This is a genomic window from Massilia niabensis, assembly GCF_042655085.1.
GTDB classification, from domain to species: domain Bacteria; phylum Pseudomonadota; class Gammaproteobacteria; order Burkholderiales; family Burkholderiaceae_D; genus Telluria; species Telluria niabensis.
This window is the reverse complement of record NZ_JBHSMU010000015.1, coordinates 329,976-353,159: the sequence shown is the minus strand read 5'-3', so window position 1 is coordinate 353,159 and position 23,184 is coordinate 329,976. Positions and strand designations below refer to the sequence as shown.

18 protein-coding genes, 1 tRNA gene and 1 pseudogene are annotated in these 23,184 nt (G+C 64.2%); 7 read left to right on the top strand and 13 right to left on the bottom strand.

Annotation, left to right across the window (positions count from 1 at the left end; genetic code table 11):
• Window positions 1-93: 93 nt before the first annotated feature.
• Window positions 94-1,980, bottom strand: a complete 1,887-nt coding sequence (locus tag ACFPN5_RS16085) for a hypothetical protein (RefSeq protein WP_379784768.1) — start codon at window positions 1,978-1,980, stop codon at window positions 94-96.
• Between the two features lie 196 nt (window positions 1,981-2,176).
• Between ACFPN5_RS16085 and ACFPN5_RS16080 the strand changes: the two genes are divergently transcribed.
• Window positions 2,177-3,889, top strand: a complete 1,713-nt coding sequence (locus ACFPN5_RS16080; protein ID WP_379784767.1) for a histidine kinase famiy protein — start codon at window positions 2,177-2,179, stop codon at window positions 3,887-3,889.
• Between the two features lie 16 nt (window positions 3,890-3,905).
• On the opposite strand, the gene ACFPN5_RS16075 is transcribed toward ACFPN5_RS16080, so the two are convergent.
• From ACFPN5_RS16075 to ACFPN5_RS16060, 4 genes are all read right to left on the bottom strand, one after another.
• The gene (locus ACFPN5_RS16075) at window positions 3,906-5,444 is read right to left on the bottom strand and encodes a DEAD/DEAH box helicase (protein ID WP_379784766.1); all 1,539 of its coding nucleotides are present in this window, start codon (window positions 5,442-5,444) and stop codon (window positions 3,906-3,908) included.
• 284 nt (window positions 5,445-5,728) lie between these two features.
• Window positions 5,729-6,514, bottom strand: coding sequence for an anti-sigma factor (locus ACFPN5_RS16070; RefSeq protein WP_379784765.1), 786 nt, complete (start codon window positions 6,512-6,514; stop codon window positions 5,729-5,731).
• Between the two features lie 10 nt (window positions 6,515-6,524).
• Window positions 6,525-7,145, bottom strand: coding sequence for an LON peptidase substrate-binding domain-containing protein (locus ACFPN5_RS16065; protein ID WP_379784764.1), 621 nt, complete (start codon window positions 7,143-7,145; stop codon window positions 6,525-6,527).
• A gap of 93 nt (window positions 7,146-7,238) precedes the next feature.
• Window positions 7,239-7,691 (bottom strand): cupredoxin domain-containing protein, encoded by a 453-nt coding sequence (locus ACFPN5_RS16060; RefSeq protein ID WP_379784763.1) that lies wholly within the window; start codon window positions 7,689-7,691, stop codon window positions 7,239-7,241.
• Window positions 7,692-7,909: 218 nt separating this feature from the next.
• Here ACFPN5_RS16060 and ACFPN5_RS16055 point away from each other — a divergent pair, with 218 nt between their 5' ends.
• The gene (locus ACFPN5_RS16055; RefSeq protein ID WP_379784762.1) at window positions 7,910-10,177 is read left to right on the top strand and encodes a CHASE domain-containing protein; all 2,268 of its coding nucleotides are present in this window, start codon (window positions 7,910-7,912) and stop codon (window positions 10,175-10,177) included.
• A gap of 21 nt (window positions 10,178-10,198) precedes the next feature.
• Here ACFPN5_RS16055 and ACFPN5_RS16050 read toward each other — a convergent pair whose 3' ends face one another.
• Entirely contained in the window at window positions 10,199-11,179 is a 981-nt protein-coding gene (locus tag ACFPN5_RS16050) for a homocysteine S-methyltransferase family protein (RefSeq protein ID WP_379784761.1), read from the bottom strand.
• Window positions 11,180-11,464: 285 nt separating this feature from the next.
• On the opposite strand from ACFPN5_RS16050, the gene ACFPN5_RS16045 reads away from it, so the two are divergent.
• Complete coding sequence (locus ACFPN5_RS16045; protein ID WP_379784760.1) at window positions 11,465-12,790, top strand: cytochrome P450; 1,326 nt, start codon at window positions 11,465-11,467, stop codon at window positions 12,788-12,790.
• A gap of 6 nt (window positions 12,791-12,796) precedes the next feature.
• Here the strand turns inward: ACFPN5_RS16045 and ACFPN5_RS16040 are convergent, their stop codons facing one another.
• Window positions 12,797-13,117, bottom strand: coding sequence for a hypothetical protein (locus ACFPN5_RS16040; RefSeq protein ID WP_379784759.1), 321 nt, complete (start codon window positions 13,115-13,117; stop codon window positions 12,797-12,799).
• A gap of 134 nt (window positions 13,118-13,251) precedes the next feature.
• Here ACFPN5_RS16040 and ACFPN5_RS16035 point away from each other — a divergent pair, with 134 nt between their 5' ends.
• The 3 genes and pseudogenes from ACFPN5_RS16035 to ACFPN5_RS16025 all read left to right on the top strand — a co-directional run bounded on the left by ACFPN5_RS16035 (window position 13,252) and on the right by ACFPN5_RS16025 (window position 14,714).
• Entirely contained in the window at window positions 13,252-13,644 is a 393-nt protein-coding gene (locus ACFPN5_RS16035) for a YbaN family protein (protein WP_379784757.1), read from the top strand.
• A gap of 70 nt (window positions 13,645-13,714) precedes the next feature.
• Window positions 13,715-14,086, top strand: a pseudogene (locus tag ACFPN5_RS16030) (MBL fold metallo-hydrolase); the annotation flags it as partial.
• 88 nt (window positions 14,087-14,174) lie between these two features.
• A complete protein-coding gene (locus ACFPN5_RS16025; protein ID WP_379785756.1) occupies window positions 14,175-14,714 on the top strand; it encodes an MBL fold metallo-hydrolase in 540 nt (179 codons plus the stop codon).
• Between the two features lie 7 nt (window positions 14,715-14,721).
• Here ACFPN5_RS16025 and ACFPN5_RS16020 read toward each other — a convergent pair whose 3' ends face one another.
• The 4 genes from ACFPN5_RS16020 to ACFPN5_RS16005 all read right to left on the bottom strand — a co-directional run bounded on the left by ACFPN5_RS16020 (window position 14,722) and on the right by ACFPN5_RS16005 (window position 17,986).
• A complete protein-coding gene (locus ACFPN5_RS16020; RefSeq protein WP_379784756.1) occupies window positions 14,722-15,870 on the bottom strand; it encodes a GGDEF domain-containing protein in 1,149 nt (382 codons plus the stop codon).
• Between the two features lie 178 nt (window positions 15,871-16,048).
• The gene (locus ACFPN5_RS16015) at window positions 16,049-16,774 is read right to left on the bottom strand and encodes an SDR family NAD(P)-dependent oxidoreductase (protein WP_379784755.1); all 726 of its coding nucleotides are present in this window, start codon (window positions 16,772-16,774) and stop codon (window positions 16,049-16,051) included.
• A complete protein-coding gene (phhA, locus tag ACFPN5_RS16010) occupies window positions 16,771-17,646 on the bottom strand; it encodes a phenylalanine 4-monooxygenase (protein ID WP_379784753.1) in 876 nt (291 codons plus the stop codon). Before phhA ends, ACFPN5_RS16015 begins: the two co-directional genes overlap by 4 nt.
• 25 nt (window positions 17,647-17,671) lie before the next feature.
• Window positions 17,672-17,986: a 4a-hydroxytetrahydrobiopterin dehydratase gene (locus ACFPN5_RS16005; protein WP_379784752.1), complete on the bottom strand. Its 315-nt coding sequence runs from the start codon at window positions 17,984-17,986 to the stop codon at window positions 17,672-17,674.
• Between the two features lie 1,029 nt (window positions 17,987-19,015).
• Here ACFPN5_RS16005 and ACFPN5_RS16000 point away from each other — a divergent pair.
• Window positions 19,016-19,954, top strand: coding sequence for a hypothetical protein (locus ACFPN5_RS16000; RefSeq protein WP_379784751.1), 939 nt, complete (start codon window positions 19,016-19,018; stop codon window positions 19,952-19,954).
• A 711-nt stretch (window positions 19,955-20,665) separates the two neighbouring features.
• Here the strand turns inward: ACFPN5_RS16000 and ACFPN5_RS15995 are convergent.
• Together ACFPN5_RS15995 and rpoD are read right to left on the bottom strand one after the other, a co-directional pair.
• Window positions 20,666-20,744, bottom strand: a tRNA-Ile gene (locus tag ACFPN5_RS15995).
• A 122-nt stretch (window positions 20,745-20,866) separates the two neighbouring features.
• Complete coding sequence (rpoD, locus tag ACFPN5_RS15990; RefSeq protein WP_379784750.1) at window positions 20,867-23,137, bottom strand: RNA polymerase sigma factor RpoD; 2,271 nt, start codon at window positions 23,135-23,137, stop codon at window positions 20,867-20,869.
• Between the last annotated feature and the right edge of the window lie 47 nt (window positions 23,138-23,184).

Below are 23,184 nucleotides of genomic sequence, written 5' to 3'. Positions count from 1 at the left end.
TGTCTGTTCTGCTCGACCATAGATCATAGCAGTTGGCCGACACTCCCGCCATTACAGAATCGTGGCCGGCGCGGGTGGCGCTCCGCTGCGCGCCTAGCGCCCGCCGGTGGAAACCGAGCTGATCGTGAGTTTCTTCAGCTCGACGAAGCCCTTCCCCTTGGCCCATCCGCCCAGCCCGAACGAGAGCTGGACAGGCTCGCCTTTGGTACGGAAGTATCCGCGGAAGGCAAGGCCCCTGCCCGCGGTGTTGCCGATCCTGGCGAGCAGTTGCTGACCGTGAATCGAGAGGTGTGCGGCATGCCCGCTTTCCTTGTCGGCCGCCACGTCCAGGTCGAGCACGATCTCGACTTCGTAGGTTCCCTGCGGCAGGGTAATCGGCCTGGCGACCAGGGCCGCATCGGTAAAGCTTGCCGATTCGATACGCTTGCGCACAGGGTCCACCATGCCTTCGCCAAAGCCCGTGAACGTCGTCCCCGCCAGCTCCAGCACGGGCGTGCGCCATAGCGCCCCATCGAAGCCGGGGGCAAGGTATTGCGGGGCCAAAAACTGGCCCGTGCCGCTGAAGATATCGTTGATCCACAGTGTCTCGCTCTTCGGCACCCGCTCCCCCACGATTGCCCGCATGATTTCGCCCAGCGGCGTGACCAGCCCGAGCACGAGGCAGATCACCAGTGGCGTCTTGCGCGCCGTACTGGGCGCGCAGGCGACCGCCATTGCCGACAAGGCCGCCAGGATCGCCAGCGCCGGCAGCGAAGCGCGCATCAGCAGGTCGTTGTACGCGCCCAGGCTGAACAGCGAAAGCAGCGCCAGGAAGCCGGCGCTGGCAATGATCAGGGCCACATTGCGCCGTTCGACCAGGTACAGCGCGCCGGCCACCGCCGCGAACTCCAGGACCAGGAAAACAACCCAGATGCCCGGGCTGAAACCGACCGCCGTCCAGATGAAGCCGGCCGGAATACCGGCCGAGCCCCGGGTCAGGAAGTACCCGGCCACGCCCAGCAGGACGGGGGCAATCAGCAGGTTCATCCAGGTGAAGATGTGGCGCCATCCGTTCTTGAAGATGGCCCAGATAAAGACAGGAACGATCCCGATCGCGCTGAACGGAGACCAGACGGCGATCGCCGCGACGAGCACGCCGCCGCACTGGAGCGCGCGCTGGGGAAAGCGCAGTATCAGGAAGGTGCCGAGCCAGGCCGAAATGGCATGCTGGGGAGTCCAGAACAGGCTCGTCGTCGAAGAGGACAGCTGGCCGAACGTGGCCCACCATTCAAAATGCATCGGTACCGGATGCACGTGGCCGGTCACGTACCTGCCGACGATATCGGCGCCGCTAAACAGAAGAAACACGGCGCAGAGCTGGAAGCGCGAGACCACCGACTGCGCTTGCGCATGGAAGGCGATGACCAGGGCGAGGTACAGCCCGAGGGTCGTCCAGACGAAATTTGCGGGCCCGAGCCAGGCATGCCCGGCGAATTTGGCCACGATGGCAGGCAAGGCATAGTAGCTGAGGGAGTAGCGCAGCGTCGAGAGCTCGCCGCCGTTCGGGACCGCTGCGGGCCAGGCCTGGTCGATCAGTTCGTTGAACAAGGCGTAGTGCTTGTACCAGTCATAGGTTTCCGCAAAAGGCGGCAGGACACCAGATAACCAGACGAAACAGGCCGCCATCGCCAGGAAAGGCCAGGTATCTTGCAGCCGGGCGTACGGGACACGCGCTTGCCCCCGCAGCGCCAGGGCCAGCCACCAGAGGCAGGCGGCGGCGGCGACAGCGACGGGCGCGGCGATTTTCCATGGCTGGAAACCGACCAGGACAATGACCGTCGGCACGAACAGGTAGAGAAAGGCCGCAACGAATATCGCCAGCGATGGCTGGCCGGGCACGCCGGCCCGGGACGCGTATGCCGGGTCGGCGGCAGCCGCGCTTGCTGCTGCTGCCGCGTGCGTGCGGGGGAGTTGCTCGGACAGCATATCGTGGCTCTTCATGTTGCGTGCTTGTGGCTCTGCGAGGGAAAAAATCATGAAATTATACTACTGAGCTGGAAGCCGGATCAGGCACGGCGGCCCGGATCGCACTTCGGTGTGGCGACGCACAGTCACCCTCCCGGCATGACTCTATGATGCAGCCATCATGTCGCACGCGGCGCCCCCGCCGTGCGCCCATCATTCCAGAGGATCAACGATGGCAACCGGCTCCAACCCCGAAGAAAGCGCAGGCAAGCCACTCGACGTGCAGGGCGACGGCGAGAGTGTCGGCGTGCCTGCCGAGGGCCAGCTCGACGGTAGCGCCTACAATCCGCTCGGCAATCCGGGCATGAAGCACTGGCAGGCCGGCTATATCGACCACGCCGGGCTGGAAGACCGGGGCAACATCTTCTTCGCCGCCGTCGAAATGACGCGCATGCCGATGGTCGTCACCGACCCGCGCCAGCCTGACAACCCGATCGTGTTCGCCAACCGCGCCTTCCTCGACCTCACGCTGTACCAGGAACAGGACGTCATTGGGCGCAACTGCCGCATGCTGCAGGGCCCCGAGACCAGCCCGGACACGGTGCGCGAAATCCGCGAGGCGCTGGCCGAGCGCCGCGCGGTGGCGCTCGACATCCTGAACTACAAGGCCGACGGCACGCCGTTCTGGAACGGCCTGTACATCGGCCCGATCTTCGACCACGAAGGCAAGCTGCTGTACTTTTTTGCGTCGCAGCTCGACATCACCCAGCGCCGCCTCTCCGAACAATCCTCGGTGCAGGCGCAGAAGATGGAAGCGATCGGCCAGCTGACCGCCGGCATGGCCCATGACTTCAACAACCTGCTGCAGGTCATCAACGGCAACCTCGAACTGGCGCTGCTGGCGCTCGGCCCGGCGAACCTCGGCCCCGCTCACCGCGCGGCCGAACCGATCCGGCGCGCCCAGCGGGCGTCCATGAAAGCCGGCAAGCTGACCCAGCAGCTACTGACTTTCGCCCGCAAGCAGCGCCTCGAGCCGCGCCGGGTCAACCTGAATGCGCTGCTCGTCGAATTTTCGGAAATGCTGGTGCGTACCCTGGGCGAGCGCATCGAACTGCACCTCGACCTGAAACCCGGCCTGCCCTACTGCACGCTCGACCCGACCCACCTCGAAATGGCCGTGCTCAACGTCGTGATCAACGCGCGCGACGCCATGCCCGAGGGCGGCCAGGTGCGTGTCAGCACCGTCGTCCTCGACAAGGCAGCCGCGCCGGGCGGCGGCTATGTCGCCGTCTGCATCGCCGACGAAGGCGAAGGCATGACGCCGGAAGTGGCGCGGCGCGCCACCGAACCCTTCTTCACCACCAAGGGTCCCGGCACCGGCCTCGGGCTGGCCATGGTGCATGGTTTCGTGCAGCAGTCGCGCGGCCGCCTCGAGATCGAGAGCACGCCGGGCCGCGGCACGCGGGTACGGATGATCTTCCCGGTGGATGGCGTGCGCGAAGCCGTGCGCACGCCCGATGATGAGACCGCCTCCGTCCCGCCGCCTGAAGAGGGCGAAGGCGGCAAGCCGCGTATCCTCGTGGTCGAAGACAACGAGGACGTGCGTCAACTGGCGGAAAGCATGCTGGGCGCGGCCGGCTACACCGTCGTGTCGGCGCCGAGCGGCGAACAGGCCCTGGCGCTGCTGGAAGAGGGCGACGCGATCGACCTGGTGTTTACGGATGTGCTGATGCCGGGCGGGATGAACGGACTGCAACTGGCGGACCAGGTGCGCCAGCGGCGGCCCGATACGCCGATCCTGATCACGACCGGCTACATGGACGAGCTGCCGCCGGCCTCGCAGGCGCAGCGGCTCGACATCCTCAGCAAACCCTACCGGCAGGAAGAGCTGCTGTCGCGGGTGCGGGCCATCCTGCCGGGTGCGGGACGGGCCGGATCCCGCTGAACGACGCCGGGTTGGCTCAGGACTGCGCCGGCTTCGGCAGCCCGCCCAGCAAGGCGGCGATTTTCTGCTTCGGCTTGGCAGGACCGTTCGAGGTGTCCGTGGCAGCAGCTTCGCGGCGCGGCGCATTGGCCGGCTCGTAAGGCTTCAGGAACCACGGGTCGACCTTCTCGCGGCGCGGCAGCGGACCGGCGCCATAGCTGCGCGCGGGGCGCTCAGGGCGGGCTTCACCCTCGAAACGGCGCGGCGGGCGCTCGCTGCGCTCGCCGCCACGTTCCACGCGCTCGCCGCGTTGCGGACGCTCACTGCGCTCGCCTCGTTCTGAGTCGCGTCCGCGCGTGCGCGGCGCAAAGCCCGTCAGTTCGCCGCGGGTGATGTCCTGCTTGATCAGCTTTTCGATATCGGCCAGCAGGCGCTCGTCCTTGTCCGAATACACCGACAGCGCGTCTCCGGAAGCGCCGGCGCGGCCGGTACGGCCGATGCGGTGCACGTAATCCTCGGCGTTGTACGGCAGGTCGTAATTGATCACGCACGGCAGGTCGGAAATGTCGAGGCCGCGCGCGGCGACGTCGGTCGCCACCAGCACTTCGATCTCGCCCTGCTTGAACGCTTCCAGCGCGGCCATGCGTTCCTGCTGGGTCTTGTCGCCGTGGATGGCGGAGGCCTTGATGCCGGTCTGCTCGAGGTGGCGCGACAGGCGCGAGGCGCCGATCTTGGTGTTCGAGAAGATGATCACCTGCTTCAGTTCGCGCTGGCGGATCAGGAATTCGACGACGTCGCGCTTCTGCTCTTCGTCGACCTTGTAGACGATTTGGGTGACCTTCTCGGCGGTGGCGTTGCTGCGCGCCACTTCGATCAGCACCGGCTGCTGCAGGAAGCTGTTGGCCAGCTTTTTGATCTCCGGCGAGAACGTAGCCGAGAACATCAGGTTCTGGCGCTTCTTCGGCAGCAGGTTGATGATGCGCTGCAAATCCGGCAGGAAGCCCATGTCGAGCATGCGGTCCGCTTCGTCCATCACCAGCATCTGCACCTGACCGAGGCTGACGTTCTTCTGCTCGATATGGTCGAGCAGGCGGCCCGGGGTCGCGATCACGATCTCGACGCCGCCTTTCAGGATGACGGTCTGGCCCTTCATGTCCATGCCGCCGAACACGACGGTCGAACGCAGCGGGGTGTGCTGGGCGTAGGCCTTGACGTTCTCGGCCACCTGCACCGCCAGTTCGCGGGTCGGCGTCAGGATCAGCGCGCGCACCGGGTGGCGCGCCGGCGACATGCTGCTGCTGGCATGGGCCAGCAACAGCTGGATGATCGGCAGCGAGAAGCCGGCGGTCTTGCCAGTACCGGTCTGGGCGGCGCCCATGACGTCGCGGCCCTGCAGCACGACGGGAATCGCCTGGGCCTGGATCGGGGTCGGATGGACGTAGCCCTGGTCCGTGAGGGCACGCAGGATTTCCGGTGCCAGGCCGAAATCGGCAAAGCACACGGTAGGTTCGATAGGGCTCGGCGTCGCGACGTCCGGCACTGCCGCAGCGTCGTTGTTCATCGGTGTTTCAGACATTATTCTTTCCGGGCATTAAATCAATTGCTCTACGCGGAAGCGTCGCCTCGACAGGCCTGATCCAGCAGGCGTGGCCGATGTTGACAACTCCTGGAAGGGCGGGCTGGCCGCTAACTGGGGCACAACTTGGGTACGGCTGGGGGCCGGCCCGGTGGGCACGCTGCGCCAGCAAATGGGGGCGCAAGCGTAGAGATACAAGATATCACCCTCAAGGTTACCTGAAAACCATCGCACTGTATATGGAATCATGCGCGCCGGAGGGTGGCGGGTGCTTGCGCTCAGCCCTACCCTCCCCGCTTCCACCCACGCGCCTGCGCGGCGCGCTCGGCCGCGTTGTTCAGGGGCGTGCCGGCAATGCGGGCGTCGACGGCGTCGAGTACCGCCGGCGGCAGCACGCTGCCGTCCAGCCAGGCCGTGCCGGCGGCGCCCTGGGCCAGCACCGGGATCTTCCATTGGGCGCCGTCGCGGCAGGCGAGGCCGGCCGTCGTGTCCATCACGAAGCTGCGGCAGTATTTGCCGTCCTTGGCCAGGAAACTGATGCCGATGCGCACCCGCCCCGATGGCCCGGGGCTGGCGAGCTGCGCGCTCAGCGCCGTGGCCAGGTGGCCCTGGGCCACGAGGGCGCCGTCGCCGCCGCTGAGAGAGGCCAGTTCCGCTTCGCCCTGCCAGGCATGCCAGCCGAAGCCGCCAAGCAGCACGCCGCCCACGAGTGCCGCGGTGACGGCCAGCGCATGGCGGCGCGTCCAGGACGGCTCGGGGGGCGCCACGGACTGCGGCAAGTGCGCCGGCAAATGTGCTGCCAGATGCGGCGGCAAGGGCGCGTTGCGGGCCGCGCGCACGATGTCGAGCTGCACGATCTTGGCCCCGGTGGCGCAACCATGCGCCTGCGTGTGGCCGCCGTCGCACCCGCCCGCGACCACGCCGTAGACGCGGCTGCGCCGGGCGCGGTGGCCGGCAACGCGCGCGGCAATGGCGGGGTCGGCGCGGACCGCGCGTTCGACGGCGGCACGGGCCGGCTCGGCCAGTTCGCCGTTGACGAAAGCAACCAGGAGTTCGTCAGAAAATTTCATGGCAGGGCCGCTAGGAAGTAATCAAGCCATGTTCATCCAGCACGTCGTGCAGCAACTCGAGCCGGATCACGGGATTGTCGAGCATGAGCATATTGTGCTTTTGACTGTTCGGCAGCGGCAGCAGTTCACACCAGCGGTTGGCGACCCAGCCGCAATCTTCCAGCCGGAAAGGCGGCTGCACCGGCCAGCGCTCCTGCGGCACGTCGTGCAGGGACGCCAGGACGCGGTCGAGCGCATCGGAGGCGCCCTGCAGTTCGGACGGGATGCGCACCGGATGGTCGTCTTCGACCAGTTCGACCTCGGCCATCCACAAGCCGTTCAGGCGCTGCTGCGACGATTTGACTTCGAAGCGGGCGCCGCCGCGGCAGACCACCTGCAGCAGGCCCGGCGTGGTGGCGGCGGTGTCGCACACGGTAGCCAGGGTGCCGCCTTCGACAAAGCGTTCGGGCTCGGTCGTACGGGTACGCACTTCGTGTCCCTGGGTGAGCAGGACCACACCGAACGGGGTGTCCTCGGTCAGGCAGCGGCTCACCATGTCGAGGTAGCGCGCCTCGAACACCTGCAGCGGCAGTACCCCGTCCGGGAACAGCACCGTGCTCAATGGGAACAATGGAAGGGAAATCGTGGCCATGCCCCATCATGACAGAATCGCACCCCGGACCGCAGCACGATTGCCCTGCGCAGGGGGTGGCGAGCCAGCCCCTGCGCAGGGCGGTCTTCCTTCCTAATCCTGCGGCGAGACCAGCGGCAGCGTGCGCAGCGCCTGGCCGAAGCCGCCGAGGCGCCATCGCAGGCGCTCCCAGCCGGGGTCAGGCAGGGGCACGACGTGCACCAGCAGCGTGCCGCCGGCCACGTCCGGACAGGCATAGGGGAAGGTCCCCGCCTGCTCGAACGGCAGGCGCACTTCCTGGCCGGGACGCAGTTGCAAGGGGCCGAACACGTGCGGCTTGCGGTCGAGGTTGCGCAGCAGCAGGACGTCCTGCACGCCGAGGGTCAGGCGCAGCTCGCGCGGCAGCGCGAGGGAGCGCTGGCCGTCTTGCATGCGCGGGAAGGTGAAGTTGCGCTCGTGGCTCGGTTCGCGCAGGGGCGCCAGCGCGGCCCACAGCAGCACCAGCAGCGCGGCGCCGGCCAGGGCGGGAAACGGGCGGTGGCCAAGGATGGAAAAGGATGGGTTCATTCGAGGGGCGATTGTAGCACCGGCGCTTCGGCGGCAGCGGGCGTCACCCTGCGATCATAGCGCTGTGAAACGGTGGCATCCGTGCCAGGAGAGCACCCATCCGTGCGCCCCGGAGCAGGATCGCCCGGTATGCTTGGCGTTCCAGCCGCTCTCCAGGGAACGCCCGGCCCAGCCCTCCACTATCGCCGCGGCCAGCGCCGCCTACGACTACAAACTACATGCAGCGTCCAGAACCCGACGAGACCCGCCCCATCCCCGGCTCACCTGCCGACCGGGGATGGGGGCCCCTGGTGCTGGCCGGAACGGTTTTTTTGGTGTCGCTGGCAATTACATGGGGCGCCTGGAACGGCGCGCGGCGCGACGAGGACGCCGACCTCGCCGCCCAGTTCGAGTACCGGGCACGCGACCTCGCCACCAACATGGTGCGCCGGATGGCGGTCTACGAGCAGGTGCTGCGCGGCACGCGGGGCTTCATGCGCGGGCGGGTCGACGTCAGCCGGCGCGAGTTCGCCGATTATTTCCAGATCCAGAATTTGCAGGAACATTTCCCCGGCATCGAGGCGCTCGGCGTGGCCAGCATCATCCCGCGCCAGCAGCTGGCGGCGCACGAGGCAGCGGTACGCCGGCAGGGCTTCACCGACTACCGGGTAACACCCGAGGCGACGCGCGAGGTCTACACGGCGATCACGCATATCGAGCCCTTCGCCGGCCGCAACCTGCGCGCCTTCGGCTACGACATGTATGGCGAGCCGGTGCGCCGCGCGGCGATGAATGCCGCGCGCGACAGCGGCGCCGCGGCCCTGTCGGGCAAGGTGGTGCTGCTGCAGGAGGGCCGCAATGCCCAGCCGGGTTTCCTGATGTACGTGCCGGTGTATCGTTCCGGCATGCCGACGACGACGGGCGAGCAGCGCCGCGCCGCGATCGTCGGCTGGGTGTATGCGCCCTTCCGGATGGCCGACCTGATGCGCGGCGTCGGCGGCACCCATGCGGCCGACCTGCAGGTCGCCGTCTACGACGGCGCGCGTCCCGATCCCGATGCCTTGCTGTTTCGCTCGCAGGACGCCACCGCGTGGCGCCGCCCGCTGTTCCGGCAAACCCTGCCCCTGACGATTTCGGGCCGCCAATGGACGCTCGACATTGCCTCGTCGCCGACCTTCGAGGCCAAGCGCGACACCCACCGCCCGCGCATCATCGCCATCACCGGCGTGGTCCTCGCATTTCTGCTCAGCCTGGTCGTCTGGCTGCTCGCGAGCGAGCGCCGGCGTGCAATGCAGCTGGCGCGCGCGATGACGCTGGAGCTGCGCCAGTCGTACGAGCGCAACGAGGCCGGGCGCAGGCGCATGGACGTCATCCTGCGCAACACCTACGACGCCTTCATCGCCATCGATGGCGAAGGCCGCGTGACCGACTGGAACCCGCAAGCCGTGAAACTGTTCGGCTGGAGCGAGGCCGAGGCGCTGGGACGCGAGATCGGCGAATTGCTGGTGCCGCCGAACACCTGCGCGGCGCACGAGCGCGGCTTTGCGCAATTCGCGTGCGAGGGCGGCCCGCTGGTAATGGGCGAGCCGGCCGAGACCGTGGCGCGCCACCGCGACGGCCACCTTGTCCCGGTCGAGATCGTCGCCGCCGCCCTGCCCGCCGACGTCGGCCATGGCGCCAGCGCTTTTGTCCGCGACATCACGCCGCGACGCGAGGCCGAGGCGCGCGAAGGCTTGCGCCGGGCGCGGCTGGACGAAGCGCGCACGGCGCTGGCGCGCTCGCAAAAGCTGGAAGCGGTCGGCAAGCTGACCGGCGGGGTGGTGCACGATTTCAACAACATCCTGCACATCATTAGCGCGAATGTGCAACTGATGCTCAGGTCCGGCAACAACGCGGAAAAGCGCCTGCGCAATATCCTCGACGCGGTGGAGCGCGGCTCGAAACTGTCGGCGCAGCTGCTCGCCTTTGCCCGGCGCCAGCCGCTGCACCCGAGCGTGGTGAACGTCGGCGACCTGCTCGAGCGCATGGACAGCCTGCTGCAGCGCGCCGCCGGCGAGTCGATCGCGATCGAACTGGCGCGCCGGGATGGCTTGTGGAACACGCTGGTCGACCCGAACCAGCTCGAGAACGTGATCCTGAACCTGGTCATCAATGCGCGCGACGCCATGGAGGGCGCCGGCAAGGTCAGCATCACGCTGGGCAACCTCGATGCCGCCAGCATCGCTGCCCTGGCCGATCCGGAAATCGATCCGGGCGAGTACGTGCTGATTGCCGTCTCCGACACCGGCGAAGGGATGCCGCCCGAAGTCATCGAGCGCGCCTTCGAGCCCTTCTTCACGACCAAGCCCGAAGGCAAGGGCACCGGCCTCGGGCTGTCGATGGCGCATGGTTTCGTCAAGCAGAGCGGCGGCCACATCCGCATCGCCAGCGTGCCCGGGGAAGGCACGACCATCAGCATTTATTTGCCGCGGCACACAGGTGCGGCGGGCACGGCGCCGCCGGCCTAAGTATCTGGCACAAGCGCCGCATCACGCCGTTGCCGCCGGCGCCGCGCGCCCGGTCAGGCAGCGCGCGATCGCCCCGACATGGCGCTCGTCGGTGCCGCAGCAGCCGCCGACCACATTCATCTGCGGCAGTACCGTGTGCAGGGCCAGGTACTCGTCGCCGAGTTCTTCCGGGTCGCCGTCGTCGAGTTCGGTTGCATCGTCGAGTTCGGCATGGCTGCGGCGCGAGGCGTTGGCGCGCAGCCCGTGCAGGCGCTCGCGCCAGGGGCCGGGTTCGAGCAGCGCCGGCTCGAGATGGGTTGGATGCACGCAATTAACCATGTAATAGGCGGCATAGCCGCCGGTCTCGAGGTCGGTGCGGGTGATCGCCTCGGCCAGCGTGTCGCCGGACGGCAGGCGGCCATCGGTTTCGAGCGTGAACGAAATCGCCACCGGCATGTCGCAGGCGGCTGCCGCGTCGACGATGCCGATCGCTTCGTCCGGATAGGTGATGGTAAAGGCCGACACCATGTCGGCCTCGGTGGCGGCAAAGGTGGCGATCTGCGCCAGGTGGTAGTCGCGCGCGGTGGCTGCACCCATGCGATGGTCGGCCCGGTAGCCGTCGCCGCGCGGACCGATATTGCCGCTGATGACGATCGGCAGGGCCACTCCTGGTCGTCCCGGCGCGTCCCAGGCGGCGCGCACTTTGGCAACCAGGGCCACAGCCGCCCGATTGGCCTCGGCCAGCGCCAGCTCGGTATAGCCGAGCGCACGCCCCCAGTCGGGGTTGGCGCGCCAGGTCGGCGTTTCGAGTACCAGGCCGGTGCCGTTTTCCTGCGCCAGGCGCGCGAAGCGCTCGAAATACGCGAACAGCGCCGCCTGCCCCGGCTGCTCGCGCAGCAGCACGAAGGAAGCGAACGAGGGCAGCGTAAAACCTTGCTGGAAGGTGAGCATTGTTTCCAGCCCGGCGTCGGCCAGGAACAGCCCGCCCCCGAGCTGGGGCAAGCGCTTGCGGTAGCGGCTCATGGTGCCTCCTGTGGCGCGGATCCATACCGGCGGATGAATACCGATCATTGTTACTTTGAGCATGGCGCCGGGCGCCGGTTCCCGCGCCGCCGTGCAGCGCGCCTGACACCGAATAAGACGGCAAAACCACTGCAGCGGCCACAGCACTTGTTACCGGCTCGTCGCCAATCCCGCCGCCTCCACGCCGCCAGCCGTTGTAAAAACCACCACAACCCTGCCATACGAGCGCCAGCGCACATAGCGCGCACGCGGGCTCTGGCACACTCGGAGCAAAAGGAGACCACCATGACCTTGCCCCACCCGCCCGCCTTGTCCGTCCACCAGGCCATTCCCCAGGCTCCCGGCTTCGACAACACGGTTGCGCTCTTGAGCGAAGGCTACCTCTTCATCGGCAACCGCTGCGATGCGCTCGGTTCCGATATTTTCAGCACCCGCCTGATGCTGCAGCGCGTCGTCTGCGTGCGCGGCGAAGCGGCTGCGCGCATGTTCTACCAGCCCGGCCGCTTCACGCGGCGCCGCGCGATTCCGCCGAATGCGCTGGGACTGCTGCAGGGCAAGGGCAGCGCCCAGCAGCTCGACGGCGACATGCACCAGGTGCGCAAGGCGATGATGATGTCGCTGCAAACACCCGACAGCCGTGCGCGCCTGGTGGCGCTGGCGCAAGCCGAGTGGCGCGCCCGTTTCGAGCGCTGGCCGCGCCTGCGCCGCGTGGTCCTGATCCAGGAAGCGCAGGCCGTGCTGTGCCGGGCCGCCTGCGCCTGGGCAGGCGTGCCGCTCGCCAGTGTCGAGGAAGAAGTGCTGCGGACCGCCGAATTCTCGGCCATGATCGAGGGCGCCGGCGCCGTCGGCCCGCGCAACTGGATGGGCAAGTCGCTGCGCCGCCATACCGAAGCCTGGGCGCGCGATCACATCCAGGCGGTGCGCATGGGCCGCCCGGTCGACATCAACAGCCCGCTGGCCGCCATCGCCTTCCACCTCGATGCCGACGGCGAAGTGCTGTCGACCGACGATGCGGCCACCGAACTGATCAACGTGTTGCGGCCGGTGGTCGCGGTGGCGCGCTACATCGTGTTCGGTGCGCTGGCGCTGCACAGCTATCCGGAATGGCGCGCGCGCCTGGCCTCTGGCAACGACGCAGACATGGACATGTTCGTGCAGGAAGTGCGGCGCTATTTCCCCTTCTTCCCGGCCGTCGGCGGGCGGGCGCTCGCCTCCTTCGAATGGAATGGACTGGTGTTCGACAAAGGCGACTGGGTCCTGCTCGACACCTACGGCACCAACCGCCACCCGCCCACCTGGAGCGACGGCGAGGTGTTCCGCCCGGAGCGCTTCAAGGATTGGCAGGACAGCGGCTTCGGCCTGATCCCGCAGGGCGGCGGCGACTATGCCCAGGGGCATCGCTGCCCCGGCGAAATTCTGACCGGCGAACTGACCAAGTCGGCGCTGCGCCTGCTGGCTTCGGAAATCGACTACGACGTTCCTCAGCAGGACCTGGCCATCAGCCTGGCGCACATGCCGGCCATGCCGGCCAGCGGTTTCGTGATGGAAGGCATGCGGCAGGGCGGACCGGACTCGGGAAGTAGTTTGCAGCAACGTCCAGTCAAGGCCTGAACCGCTTCATATGTCGCTGCGCGCCGCAGAGCGGGTTAGGCCGATGCGCGGCGCCATGCGCGGCCCCGCCAGCTGCGACTGCGCCGTGCACTCGGCCACACAGCCGCGCCCGAGCAGCTTGGCTTCGTACATCGCGCCGTCGGCGCTGCGCAGCAGCGAGTCGGCATCCTCGCCGCAGTCCTGGCCGCGCGCCAGGATCCAGCGCGTGCCCTGGGCGTCGACAATGCCCTGGGCGCTCGGCGACGGGCCAGGTTCTGGACATTGCGATGGCTTTCGTCGCGCGCCATATCGCCGAGCTGGCTGCGCTCGCGGACCACCACCAGCCACACCAGCGGTAAGGCCACCACCAGGAAGAGGGCAAGACGCCGCAGCACACTGGGGCGAAAATAAGCACCGGCCGCCCAATGGAAGGCAGCCAATGAAATTTTCTTTCACCACAACGGTTTCGGCATAATGAGGCCATGCTTAGCTCGCCCTTGAAAACCCTGCTCAACATCGCCGGCGTGCTGGCCTTGCTGCTGGGCGTCGTCGGCCTGTTCCTGCCGCTGCTGCCGACGACGCCTTTCCTGCTGCTGGCCTCGGCCTGTTTCGCGCGCGGCTCGACCCGCCTGCACCGCTGGCTGATCCATCACCGCGTGTTCGGCGTCTACCTGCGCAATGTCGAGGCCGGGAACGGGATTCCGCTGAAGGCAAAAATCGTCGCGCTGGCGATGATGTGGTCGTCGCTCGCGTATTCGTTCGTGCGCTTCGAGCACCTCGGCCTGCGCCTCGGCCTGCTTGCGGTTGGCTGCGCCGTCAGCATTTATTTGTGGCGCTACCTCCCAACGCTGCGCCCCGTGGACAAGACGCCGTGATCCAGGGCGGCGACCGCGGCCGCGGCTTTCGGCCATAATCGCATCAATCATTCAACCCTGCCGCCACACCATGGAATTCCAGTTCCTGGGCACCTCCTCCGGCACGCCCAGCAGGACCCGCAACGTCTCCGGGCTCGCCCTGCGCACGAGCGGGGCGAAGCATTGGTACCTGGTTGATTGCGGCGAAGGCACCCAGCACCGCATCCTGCGCACGAATTTTTCGCCGATGAGCCTGCGGGCCATCTTCATCACGCACATCCACGGCGACCACTGCTATGGCCTGCCCGGGCTGCTGGCCAGCGCGGGACTGCTGAACCGCATCGAGCCCCTGCTGATCGCGGGCCCGCCGGCGGTCGAGCGTTTCGTGCGCGGCGTGATGGAGAGCACCGAACTGCGCCTGCCCTACCCGCTCGAGTTCCACCACATCGAACACGGCTGGAGCATCGGCACGCTGCCGGATGTGCTGGTGGAGGCGGCCGAGCTGTCGCACCGCGTGCCCTCGTTCTCCTTCGCCTTCACCGAAAAAGCCATTGAGCGCAAGCTCGACATCAGCCAAGCTGGAGCGCGACGGCGTGCCCTCCGGCCCCGGCTGGGGCCAGCTCCAGCGCGGCGAAGACATCGACTTGCCCGACTGCCGGGTCGCGCGCAGCAGCGACTACATCCTGCCCACCCGCGCCCGGCGCAAGATCATCGTCGCCGGCGACAACGACACGCCCTCGTTATTGACAATGCAAGCGCAGGGCGCGCAGGTGCTTGTGCACGAGGCGACCTACACGGAAGAGATATTGCAGAAGGTCGGCCCCGGCCCGCAACACAGCTCGGCGCGCGCCACCGCGGCATTCGCCAGCGAGGCGGGCATCCCGAACCTGGTGCTGACCCATTTCAGCCCGCGCTACCAGGAAGGCAGCGGCGCCCTGTCGATGGCGCACCTCGAAGAAGAGGCGCGGGCCGAATACAGTGGGAACTTGTTCCTGGCGGGGGATTTGCAGCGCTATGCGCTCGATAAGCACGGGGTGCTGGCGGCAGTCTTGCCCCAGGACGGGAGCGAGGGGAACGGGGAGCGCAAGTGAAGCCGGATCAGCTGGCCTGTGCAAGTGCGCCAAGCTGCAGGTATTCGACCCGGTCGCGTCCGTTGCGTTTTGCCTGGTACATGAGGTCGTCCGCGGCGGCAATGGCGTCGCGCATCGGGTCGGTGAACCCTGCCTGGGCGAGGTGGACGCTCGCGACGCCGAAGCTTGCCGTCGCGCGCAGCCGGGGGACCCCGTCGGACGCCACCAGCTCGGTCGCGGCAAACGTCTGGCGCAGGCGTTCGGCCAGGCGCACGCCATCGCCCAGGTCGGTGCCGGGCAAGACCAGCAGGAATTCCTCGCCGCCGTAACGCACCACGCTCTCGAGCGGCTCGCGCGTCGCGGCCTGCAGCATGTGCGCAAACCCGCGCAGCACGATGTCGCCGTCCCCGTGACCGTGGGTATCGTTGATCTGCTTGAAACGGTCGATATCGCACAGGATGATCGTCAGCCAGGGCTTTGCGCCCTCCTGCCCCGGTTCGCCCATCAGCTGGTAGTGCAGGTAGCGGCGATTGAAGCAGCCGGTCAGGTGGTCGCGTTCGGCTGCGTATTTCAGCACGGCGTGCGAACGGAACTCCTCGCGCGCTACACGGTTGTAGCGGCGCGCCGCCAGGAAGCCGAAGGTGTTGACCAGCACCAGCAGCATCCCCATGGTCAGGGTGTCGGCGAACGACATGGCGCTGTGCTGCGCGGCGAGCGGCACAAAGCCCGCCGTCGCCAGCATCGCAATCGCTGAAGCGTAAGAAAGCCGGTTGGGAATATACAGATAGACGACCACCAGCATGATCGCCAGCGACATCGCATGCCAGTGGAATTCGGCCGGGCGCTGCACGGTGATGAACATGAAGCACCCGAGCGCTACGCTTTCGGCAATCGTCGCGACCAGCCGTGTCGCGCGCACCGACAGGGGCCGGCGCCAGGCCAGCCAGGCGCAGGTGCCGGCAGTCAGGGCGACCAGCACGCGCGCGCCCAGCAGCGACAAAGCCGCGGGCCCCCAGCCGAGCGCCGCGACGTCGGTCGCGAAAAAGCCGAGGTAGAACACGGTGCAGAAAGTCAGCGTAAAGCCCAGCAATGCCCGGGTCTGTTCCTGCTTGTGCTCGAGGAAGGACGTTTCCTTCGAGGCGCGCAGGAACTCGCCTGTGAGCGGATGGATGTCCATGGTGTTGACGTCAAGCGCCGGTACTGAACTGATCGAAGCACAATTGTGACAGCACAAGGGGTTGCCAAAACTCACGCTTTGTCACTGACGAGCAATTAACAACAAAAAGCCGCTTGAGCTGGCTGAGGATTGCGCCCCAGATCGTGCAGTCGCAGCGGCCGGCGCTTCGTCGAGATTCTCAGGCCCTGCCTGCCACCGGAATCGCAGCGCCGTGCAAGGCCCGCGCAGCATCCGAGGCCAGGAACACGATCACGTCGGCGAGTGCATCGGCGCCCACCCACCGTGTGGCGTCGGCGCCTGGCATGGCGGCGCGGTTTTCGGGCGTGTCGATGATGCTCGGCAGAACGCAGTTGACATTGATATGCCGGTCGCGCAATTCCGCAGCCATCGATTCCGTGAGCCGGATGACGGCATCCTTGCTCGCGCAATAACTGCCCATCAGCGCGGCGCCGCGCTGCGCCGACAGTGCAGCAACGTTCACGATCCTGCCCTGCCCCGCGCCGATCATTGCCGGGACAACAGCACGCACCCCGTTGAGCATGGTGCGCACGTTGATGCCGAACAGCGCATCGAAGTAGGCATCGCCCGTTTCATGCACCGGCTGCCCCATCGCGAAGCCGCCAGCAAGGTTGCACAATACATCGATGCGTCCGAAACGTTGCAGCGCATCGTGTGTCGCGCGGCGAACTGCTTCGGCATCGAGCAGGTCCGCCGACAAGTGCAAGTGCCGGTCCTGTGCTTCACCGGGCATCTCTCCCGGCTGGGGCTTGGTGCGGTCGAGCAGGACCAACTGGGCGCCACAGTGCGCGAATGCCTGCGCGACAGCCCTGCCAAGGTTGCCGCTCGCGCCGGTGATCATGACCGTGCGGTCGTCGAACCGGCCCGTTGCCAGTCGATCGCTCATATCCTTGCCCGGTGATAAGTGCCGGTGCCTGCGTTGAGCAGCACATCGTCGGGCAGGACTGCCCTGGGCTGGAGTGCCTCCAGGCCCCGCACCTGAGCATACAGCGGCGCAAAATCGGTGTGCGCCAGTGCCAGCAACTCGTCCAGGTCGCGAATGACGAAATAGGTTTCCTGGAAGTCGTCGATGCGGTAATCGGTCTGCATGACGCGCGGCAGCCGGAAGCGGATGCGGTTGGGCGACGCCGAGTCGAGCGCAAAAAGCGACTCTGCGTACGAGGACACGATGCCGGCGCCGTACAGGCGCAGCCCGTCCTTTTGCTCGACCAGGCCGAATTCGATGGTGTACCAGTAAACGCGCGCGAGCAGCGCCAGCACCCCACGTTCCTTCGCCTGCAAGGCGGCCACCCCGTAGGCCTGGAGGTAATCAGCGATCACCGGGTTCGTCAATAGCGGGACGTGGCCGAACACATCATGGAAGACATCGGGTTCCTGCAGGTAGTCGAGCTGTTCCGGCTTGCGGATGAACTGTCCCGCCGGGAACTGGCGCTTGGCCAGATGCTCGAAAAACACCTCGTCCGGCACGAGTCCCGGTACGGCAACCACTTGCCAGCCGGTTTGCCTTATCAGCAGCTCGCTCAGCCGCCGGAAATCCGGAATCCCGCTTGACCCGATGGACAAGGCGCGCATGCCCGCCAGGAAGGCATCGCAGGCACGCCCTGCCAGCATGCTGGCCTGCCGCTCGTACAGGGTTTTCCACACGAGATGTTCCTGCGCGGTGTAGCGATCCCATTGCTGGTCGATCGTCCAGTCGCCGCGCTCGCCGCCGCTCGCGGCGGCCGGGGCGATTGTATCCCTCTCAAGAAGCAGTTCCATGGGCGTCTCTTGCGAAGGTTGGAACTCAGGATTCGTCGCCGCGCAGCGCGAAGCGTTGCGCTACCGCGTCGATGTAACGTGCCAGTTCGATATCAAGTTGCGTCAGTCCGCCGGCGTCGTGCGTCGTCAGGGTGATGTGGACCCTGTTGTAGACGTTGCTCCACTCCGGATGATGGTTGCGCTTCTCCGCAGCGAGGGCGACCTGCGTCATGAAGGCAAAAGCCTCGACGAAACCGTCAAACAGGAACTTGCGGTGGATGGCGTTGCAGGCCGCGTCGAGGGTCCAGTCGGGGAGCGTGGCAAGGGAGGCCTGTACGCGTGATGGGTCGAGTTTTTCCATGTCACACCCTGGTCAATGCGGGTCGATCGGAAACATGCGCTCTCCTTGCGTCGGAAGCGGATGAAAGGGAAGGATAAAAACAGGTTTGCGCGGGCAGAAGGAAGCTCAGCCGTCGCCGTCAGGGAAATGGTATCGATCTTCGACATCCCGGAGTAAGACGAGCACAAGGTTTGCATGCGAATCGGATGCGCAGCGCGAGCGCCCTTTGTGCTGTGGCAGCACCTGCGTGACGAGCGGCTTGGTGGACCTGACTAAGGCGGAGGCGCGTGCAGGCGCGCGTTAACGGCAAGGAAGTTAGAAGAACCGTAAGCCGTCATGCCACTACACTGCCGAGAAGGCCCGCAAACGTGCCTGAGAGATGCTGCTCCAGATGTCGCAAGGCCAAGACCCACAGGAGGACCAAAGGGATCGAAAGGCTGAGGCAAACACTGGAAAAGAAGTGTTCAACATTTACATTGACCACAAGCTACTACGTCCAGGACGCCTGCTGACTATCATTCGTACCTAAGACGTTACTTTCAAGACTGGCATCGTCTTTCCGTCACAGAGATAGAACCCAATATGGTAGGCGCTTGAAGCATCCGGGAGAGGGCCAAGCTGACATAGCCATGCGGTTCCTTAGAGCATTGTTCAACTTTGCCCAAGGTTTCTGCAAACGCTTCGCTGGTGAGTCTCTTATTTCAGTGAATCCAACAAAGCGTTTAAACGAGCTTCGCCAATTGTACAAACCGACCCCGCATCATACGTACATTCGGGAGCACCACCAGGAGTGTTCCACCTACCAAACCTAATGTAATTGCCTGTCTTGTTGCAATAACTACATTTCTTCTCTACACTGGAGCAGTTCTTTAACAAGGTGGAACTGTCCATCCTTCACGGGATTATCTACCTTCATAACTGGACTGGAACGAAAAAAACGTCGCAGTCATGCCAATCGTGCTCTATCTTTCATGCGCTTTACAGAGGACCTTCTGGGCAAAACCAGCGGCAATTTTTAATGAACAATACTTCATCACATAATTAAAAACCATGGAACAAATCAACACAAATAAGACGAATTGGTTTGTAAGGGTGCTAATTTCACTCTTTTGTCTTCTGTTAACGGCAATGATTGGTTTCCGCTTTCTTTGGATTGAGCCAAAAGGAGATGTAAGCTCAGGCATCATTACCCTGCTATGTCTCATATTGGTTCTCGTTCTCGCTGAGTCATTTGATAACTTCTCAGTTGGTAAGCTCATCTCAATATCGAGAGAGGCCAAGAAGAAGGAGAAGGAAGTAGAGAAGCTTGAGAAGCAAAACGATCAACTTCTCTCTCAGCTGATATCCGTCTCGAATACGCAGTCCCAAAATCAGAACCATACTAATGTGTATGGTGATTATCACGCTGCAGCCCCCTCAGTTCGCAAAGCTAGCGAGGAGGAGGTGCGCGAACAAACAACGGAAGCAAAACAAACCACGGAAGCTATAACGGTGCCTCCACATTCAGCGCAAGCACGTCTGCGCGTGAACTGGGGTAAAGCCGAAGAGATTGCCCTACAAAAGTACATGCAGCTTAGGTCAATCCACCCCTCAAACTTAATAACCGGCGCAAAGATGGTCAACCAGTTCCAAGGCATCGATCCCATCAGCAACCAACAGATTATCTTTGACGGCTATTTAAAAGACCAAGGTCATGAGATCTTCTTAGAAGTTCGCCCGAATGACTTCTTTAGCCCAACGTTCCGCGAACGCTTGTATATGATGCTGTCCAAGATCAATCATTATCGCTTAGCCAAGCGTGCCGATGCACACCTTGATCTCCTGCTCATGATGCTACCAGGCGAAGAGCCTCCTAGAAATGCCTTTTCGATAGATCGCATTTTCGAAACCTTTGAACCTGCGATTGCTAGTGGTCTGCTTAAGATCGTCTCTATCGATTTTTCCGAAGAAGAGGCAAAATCTTGTAGGGAGTCAACGGAACGTAGATAAGCAACTGCGACCCTAATCACACAGCTCACCACCTTGGTTGGCATTCCGATGCAATACTCAGGTTATAGCGAGCTAACAAGGTTTAAATGATGATTTGCCAGAGCGGCAAAATTCCGCATTGGTTCGATAGCAGCAGCACGTAATGGTTTGCGTACTGCGATCGAAATCGTGATTTATATAAGAGATGATAGCATTAGAGAACTAGTTTCCGCCGGTGACATTCTTTTGATTGAACGGGTGGACCGCCTGTTGCGCTTGAATGAGGCAGATTGGGCGAAGCTGAAACAGTTGCTCAATGAAAAGCACATCAAGGTAGTGGCTCTGGACTTGCGGACTCGTCAGCCTTCTCTGAGTCGGTAACTAGTTGCAGGCACATATAATTCGCTCGGCCTCGGCCCTTGTGAACGGGTGAAAATTACTCCAATAAACCGCGCCAAGTCTTGGCGGAGGGGTCATGGGAAACGCCGCCATCAGCCACCCTCGGAATTTAGAGCGAGGCTGAAGTCGATAAGCATTATCAGGACCTCTCCATCACCCGCAGGTAAAACGAGCCGCAAGGCTATCGAAAAATCACGTGAGAACGACCTAGAGTGGGCAACCGAGCTGGCGTGCATTCTCCCCAGCATGACTGCTCAGAAAAGGTCTTACGCCTTACATAATGGGGCAGAAAAAACAAAGCCCGACGAATAGTCGGGCTAAGTCATTGATTATTGGTAGGCCTCCCCGGAGTCGAACCGGGCACCAACGGATTATGAGTCCGCTGCTCTAACCAGGCATGAGCTAGAGGCCCAAACTCGTTACAGATGGGAAGAAAAATCTCGCCACCGCGCTGCGGTGTCCCGAACGAAGTGGCGAGAGGATATTGTGTTTAGTGTAGAGCCGTCAAGGGTTAGCTGAAGTCAGCGGGCGAAATCAGCTACTGCCTTCCAGGAAGCTCTTCAGCTTGTCCGAGCGCGACGGGTGGCGCAGCTTGCGCAGGGCCTTGGCTTCGATCTGGCGGATGCGCTCGCGAGTGACGTCGAACTGCTTGCCGACCTCTTCCAGCGTGTGATCCGTCGACATCTCGATGCCGAAGCGCATGCGCAGCACCTTCGCTTCGCGCGGGGTCAGCGAGTCGAGCACGTCCTTGACCACGCCGCGCATCGAGGCGTGCAAGGCCGCATCCGATGGGGCCAGCGTGTTGTTGTCCTCGATGAAGTCGCCCAGATGCGAATCGTCGTCGTCGCCGATCGGCGTTTCCATCGAAATCGGCTCTTTCGCGATCTTCATGATCTTCCGGATTTTGTCTTCCGGCATTTCCATCTTGATCGCGAGCGTCGCCGGGTCCGGTTCCGCGCCGGTTTCTTGCAGGATCTGGCGCGAGATACGGTTCATCTTGTTAATGGTCTCGATCATGTGCACCGGGATACGGATGGTGCGCGCCTGGTCGGCGATCGAGCGGGTGATGGCCTGGCGGATCCACCACGTCGCATAGGTCGAGAACTTGTAGCCGCGGCGGTATTCGAACTTGTCCACCGCCTTCATCAGGCCGATGTTGCCTTCCTGGATCAGGTCGAGGAATTGCAGGCCGCGGTTGGTGTATTTCTTGGCGATCGAGATCACGAGGCGCAGGTTGGCCTCGGTCATCTCGCGCTTGGCTTTACGCGCCTTCATTTCACCGGCCGCCATCTGGCGGTTGATGTTGCGCAGGTCCGGCAACGGCAGCACGACCCGCGATTGCAGGTCGATCAGGCGTTGCTGCAGTTCCTTGATCGTCGGGATGTTGCGGCCGAGGATGGCGCTGTAGGCGTGGCCGGCATTGACTTCGCCGTCGACCCATTCCAGGTTCGTCTCGTTACCCGGGAAGACCTTGATGAAGTGGGCGCGCGGCATGCCGCAGCGGTTCACGGCGACATCGAGAATCTGCTTTTCGATGTGGCGCACTTCGTCGACCTGGCCGCGCAGCGTGTCGCACAGCTTTTCAACGACCTTGGCAGTGAAGCGGATACCCAGCAGTTCGCTGGAGATCGTTTCCTGGGCCTTGATGTAGGCTTTCGAGTTGTAGCCCTCTTTCTCGTAGGCCTTGCGCATCTTGTCGAACTGCTGCTCAATGGTGCTGAACTTTTCCAGGGCGGAATTCTTCAGCGCTTCGAGCTGCTCGGCGGAGTAGCCGGCAGCGCCCGTGCTGGCGGCGGCTTCTTCTTCCTCGCCCTCTTCTTCGTCGGCTGCGTCTTCTTCTTCGTCCTCGTCGCCTTCAGCGGTCGGGGCGACGGCGGCGACAGGGGTGTCTTCCGCGCCATCCTCGTCGACCAGGCCGTCGACGATTTCGTCGATCTTGATTTCGTCGGCTTCGATGCGCTTGGAGGCGGAGATGATTTCGGCGATCGTGACCGGGCAGGCGGAAATGGCCTGGATCATGTCGCGCAGGCCGTCTTCGATGCGCTTGGCGATTTCGATTTCGCCTTCGCGCGTCAGCAGCTCGACCGAACCCATTTCGCGCATGTACATGCGGACCGGGTCGGTGGTGCGGCCGAAATCGGAGTCGACGGTGGACAGGGCAGCCTCAGCGGCGGCCTCGGCTTCATCGTCGCTCGTGACGGTGGCGACATTGTCGGACAGCAGCAGCGTTTCGGCATCGGGCGCGTGTTCGTACACGGCAATGCCCATGTCGTTGAAGGTGCCGATGATGCCTTCGATCGCTTCCGGATCGACGATGTTTTCAGGCAGGTGGTCGTTGATTTCCGCGTAGGTGAGGAAACCGCGTTCCTTGCCGGACTTGATCAGCGCCTTCAGTTTCTGGCGCCGGATCTCGATTTCTTCTTCGCTCGCTTCGGTGTCGGCCGAGAACGCGTCTTTCAGCAGGGCTTTTTCTTTGGCCTTGCGGTCCTTGGCCTTGGCCTTGTCAACGGCTTTCAGTTCGGCGCGTTCGACGGCATTCAGGGCAGCGACTTCTTCGTTCTCGGGCGTAAATTCCTTTGGCTTGCGCCCGCGGCGGCCCGGGACCTTCACGGATGGCAGCACGTAGCCCGACGTATCGATGGCGGCCAATGTGGCGGCATCGGTAGTCTGGCTCACGACTGGCGCGGCGCCCACTGCAGTTGAAGTTGCAGTGCGCACTTCCGCCTTGTCTTGTGCGTTGTCCGCCTTGGCGGACGTTCTGGTGGTTTTGGCAGCCACGATGGGTTCGGGTTTCTTAGTTGGCACAGGCGCTTTCGATGTCACAACGACTAACTTTACGATGGTTAAAGATA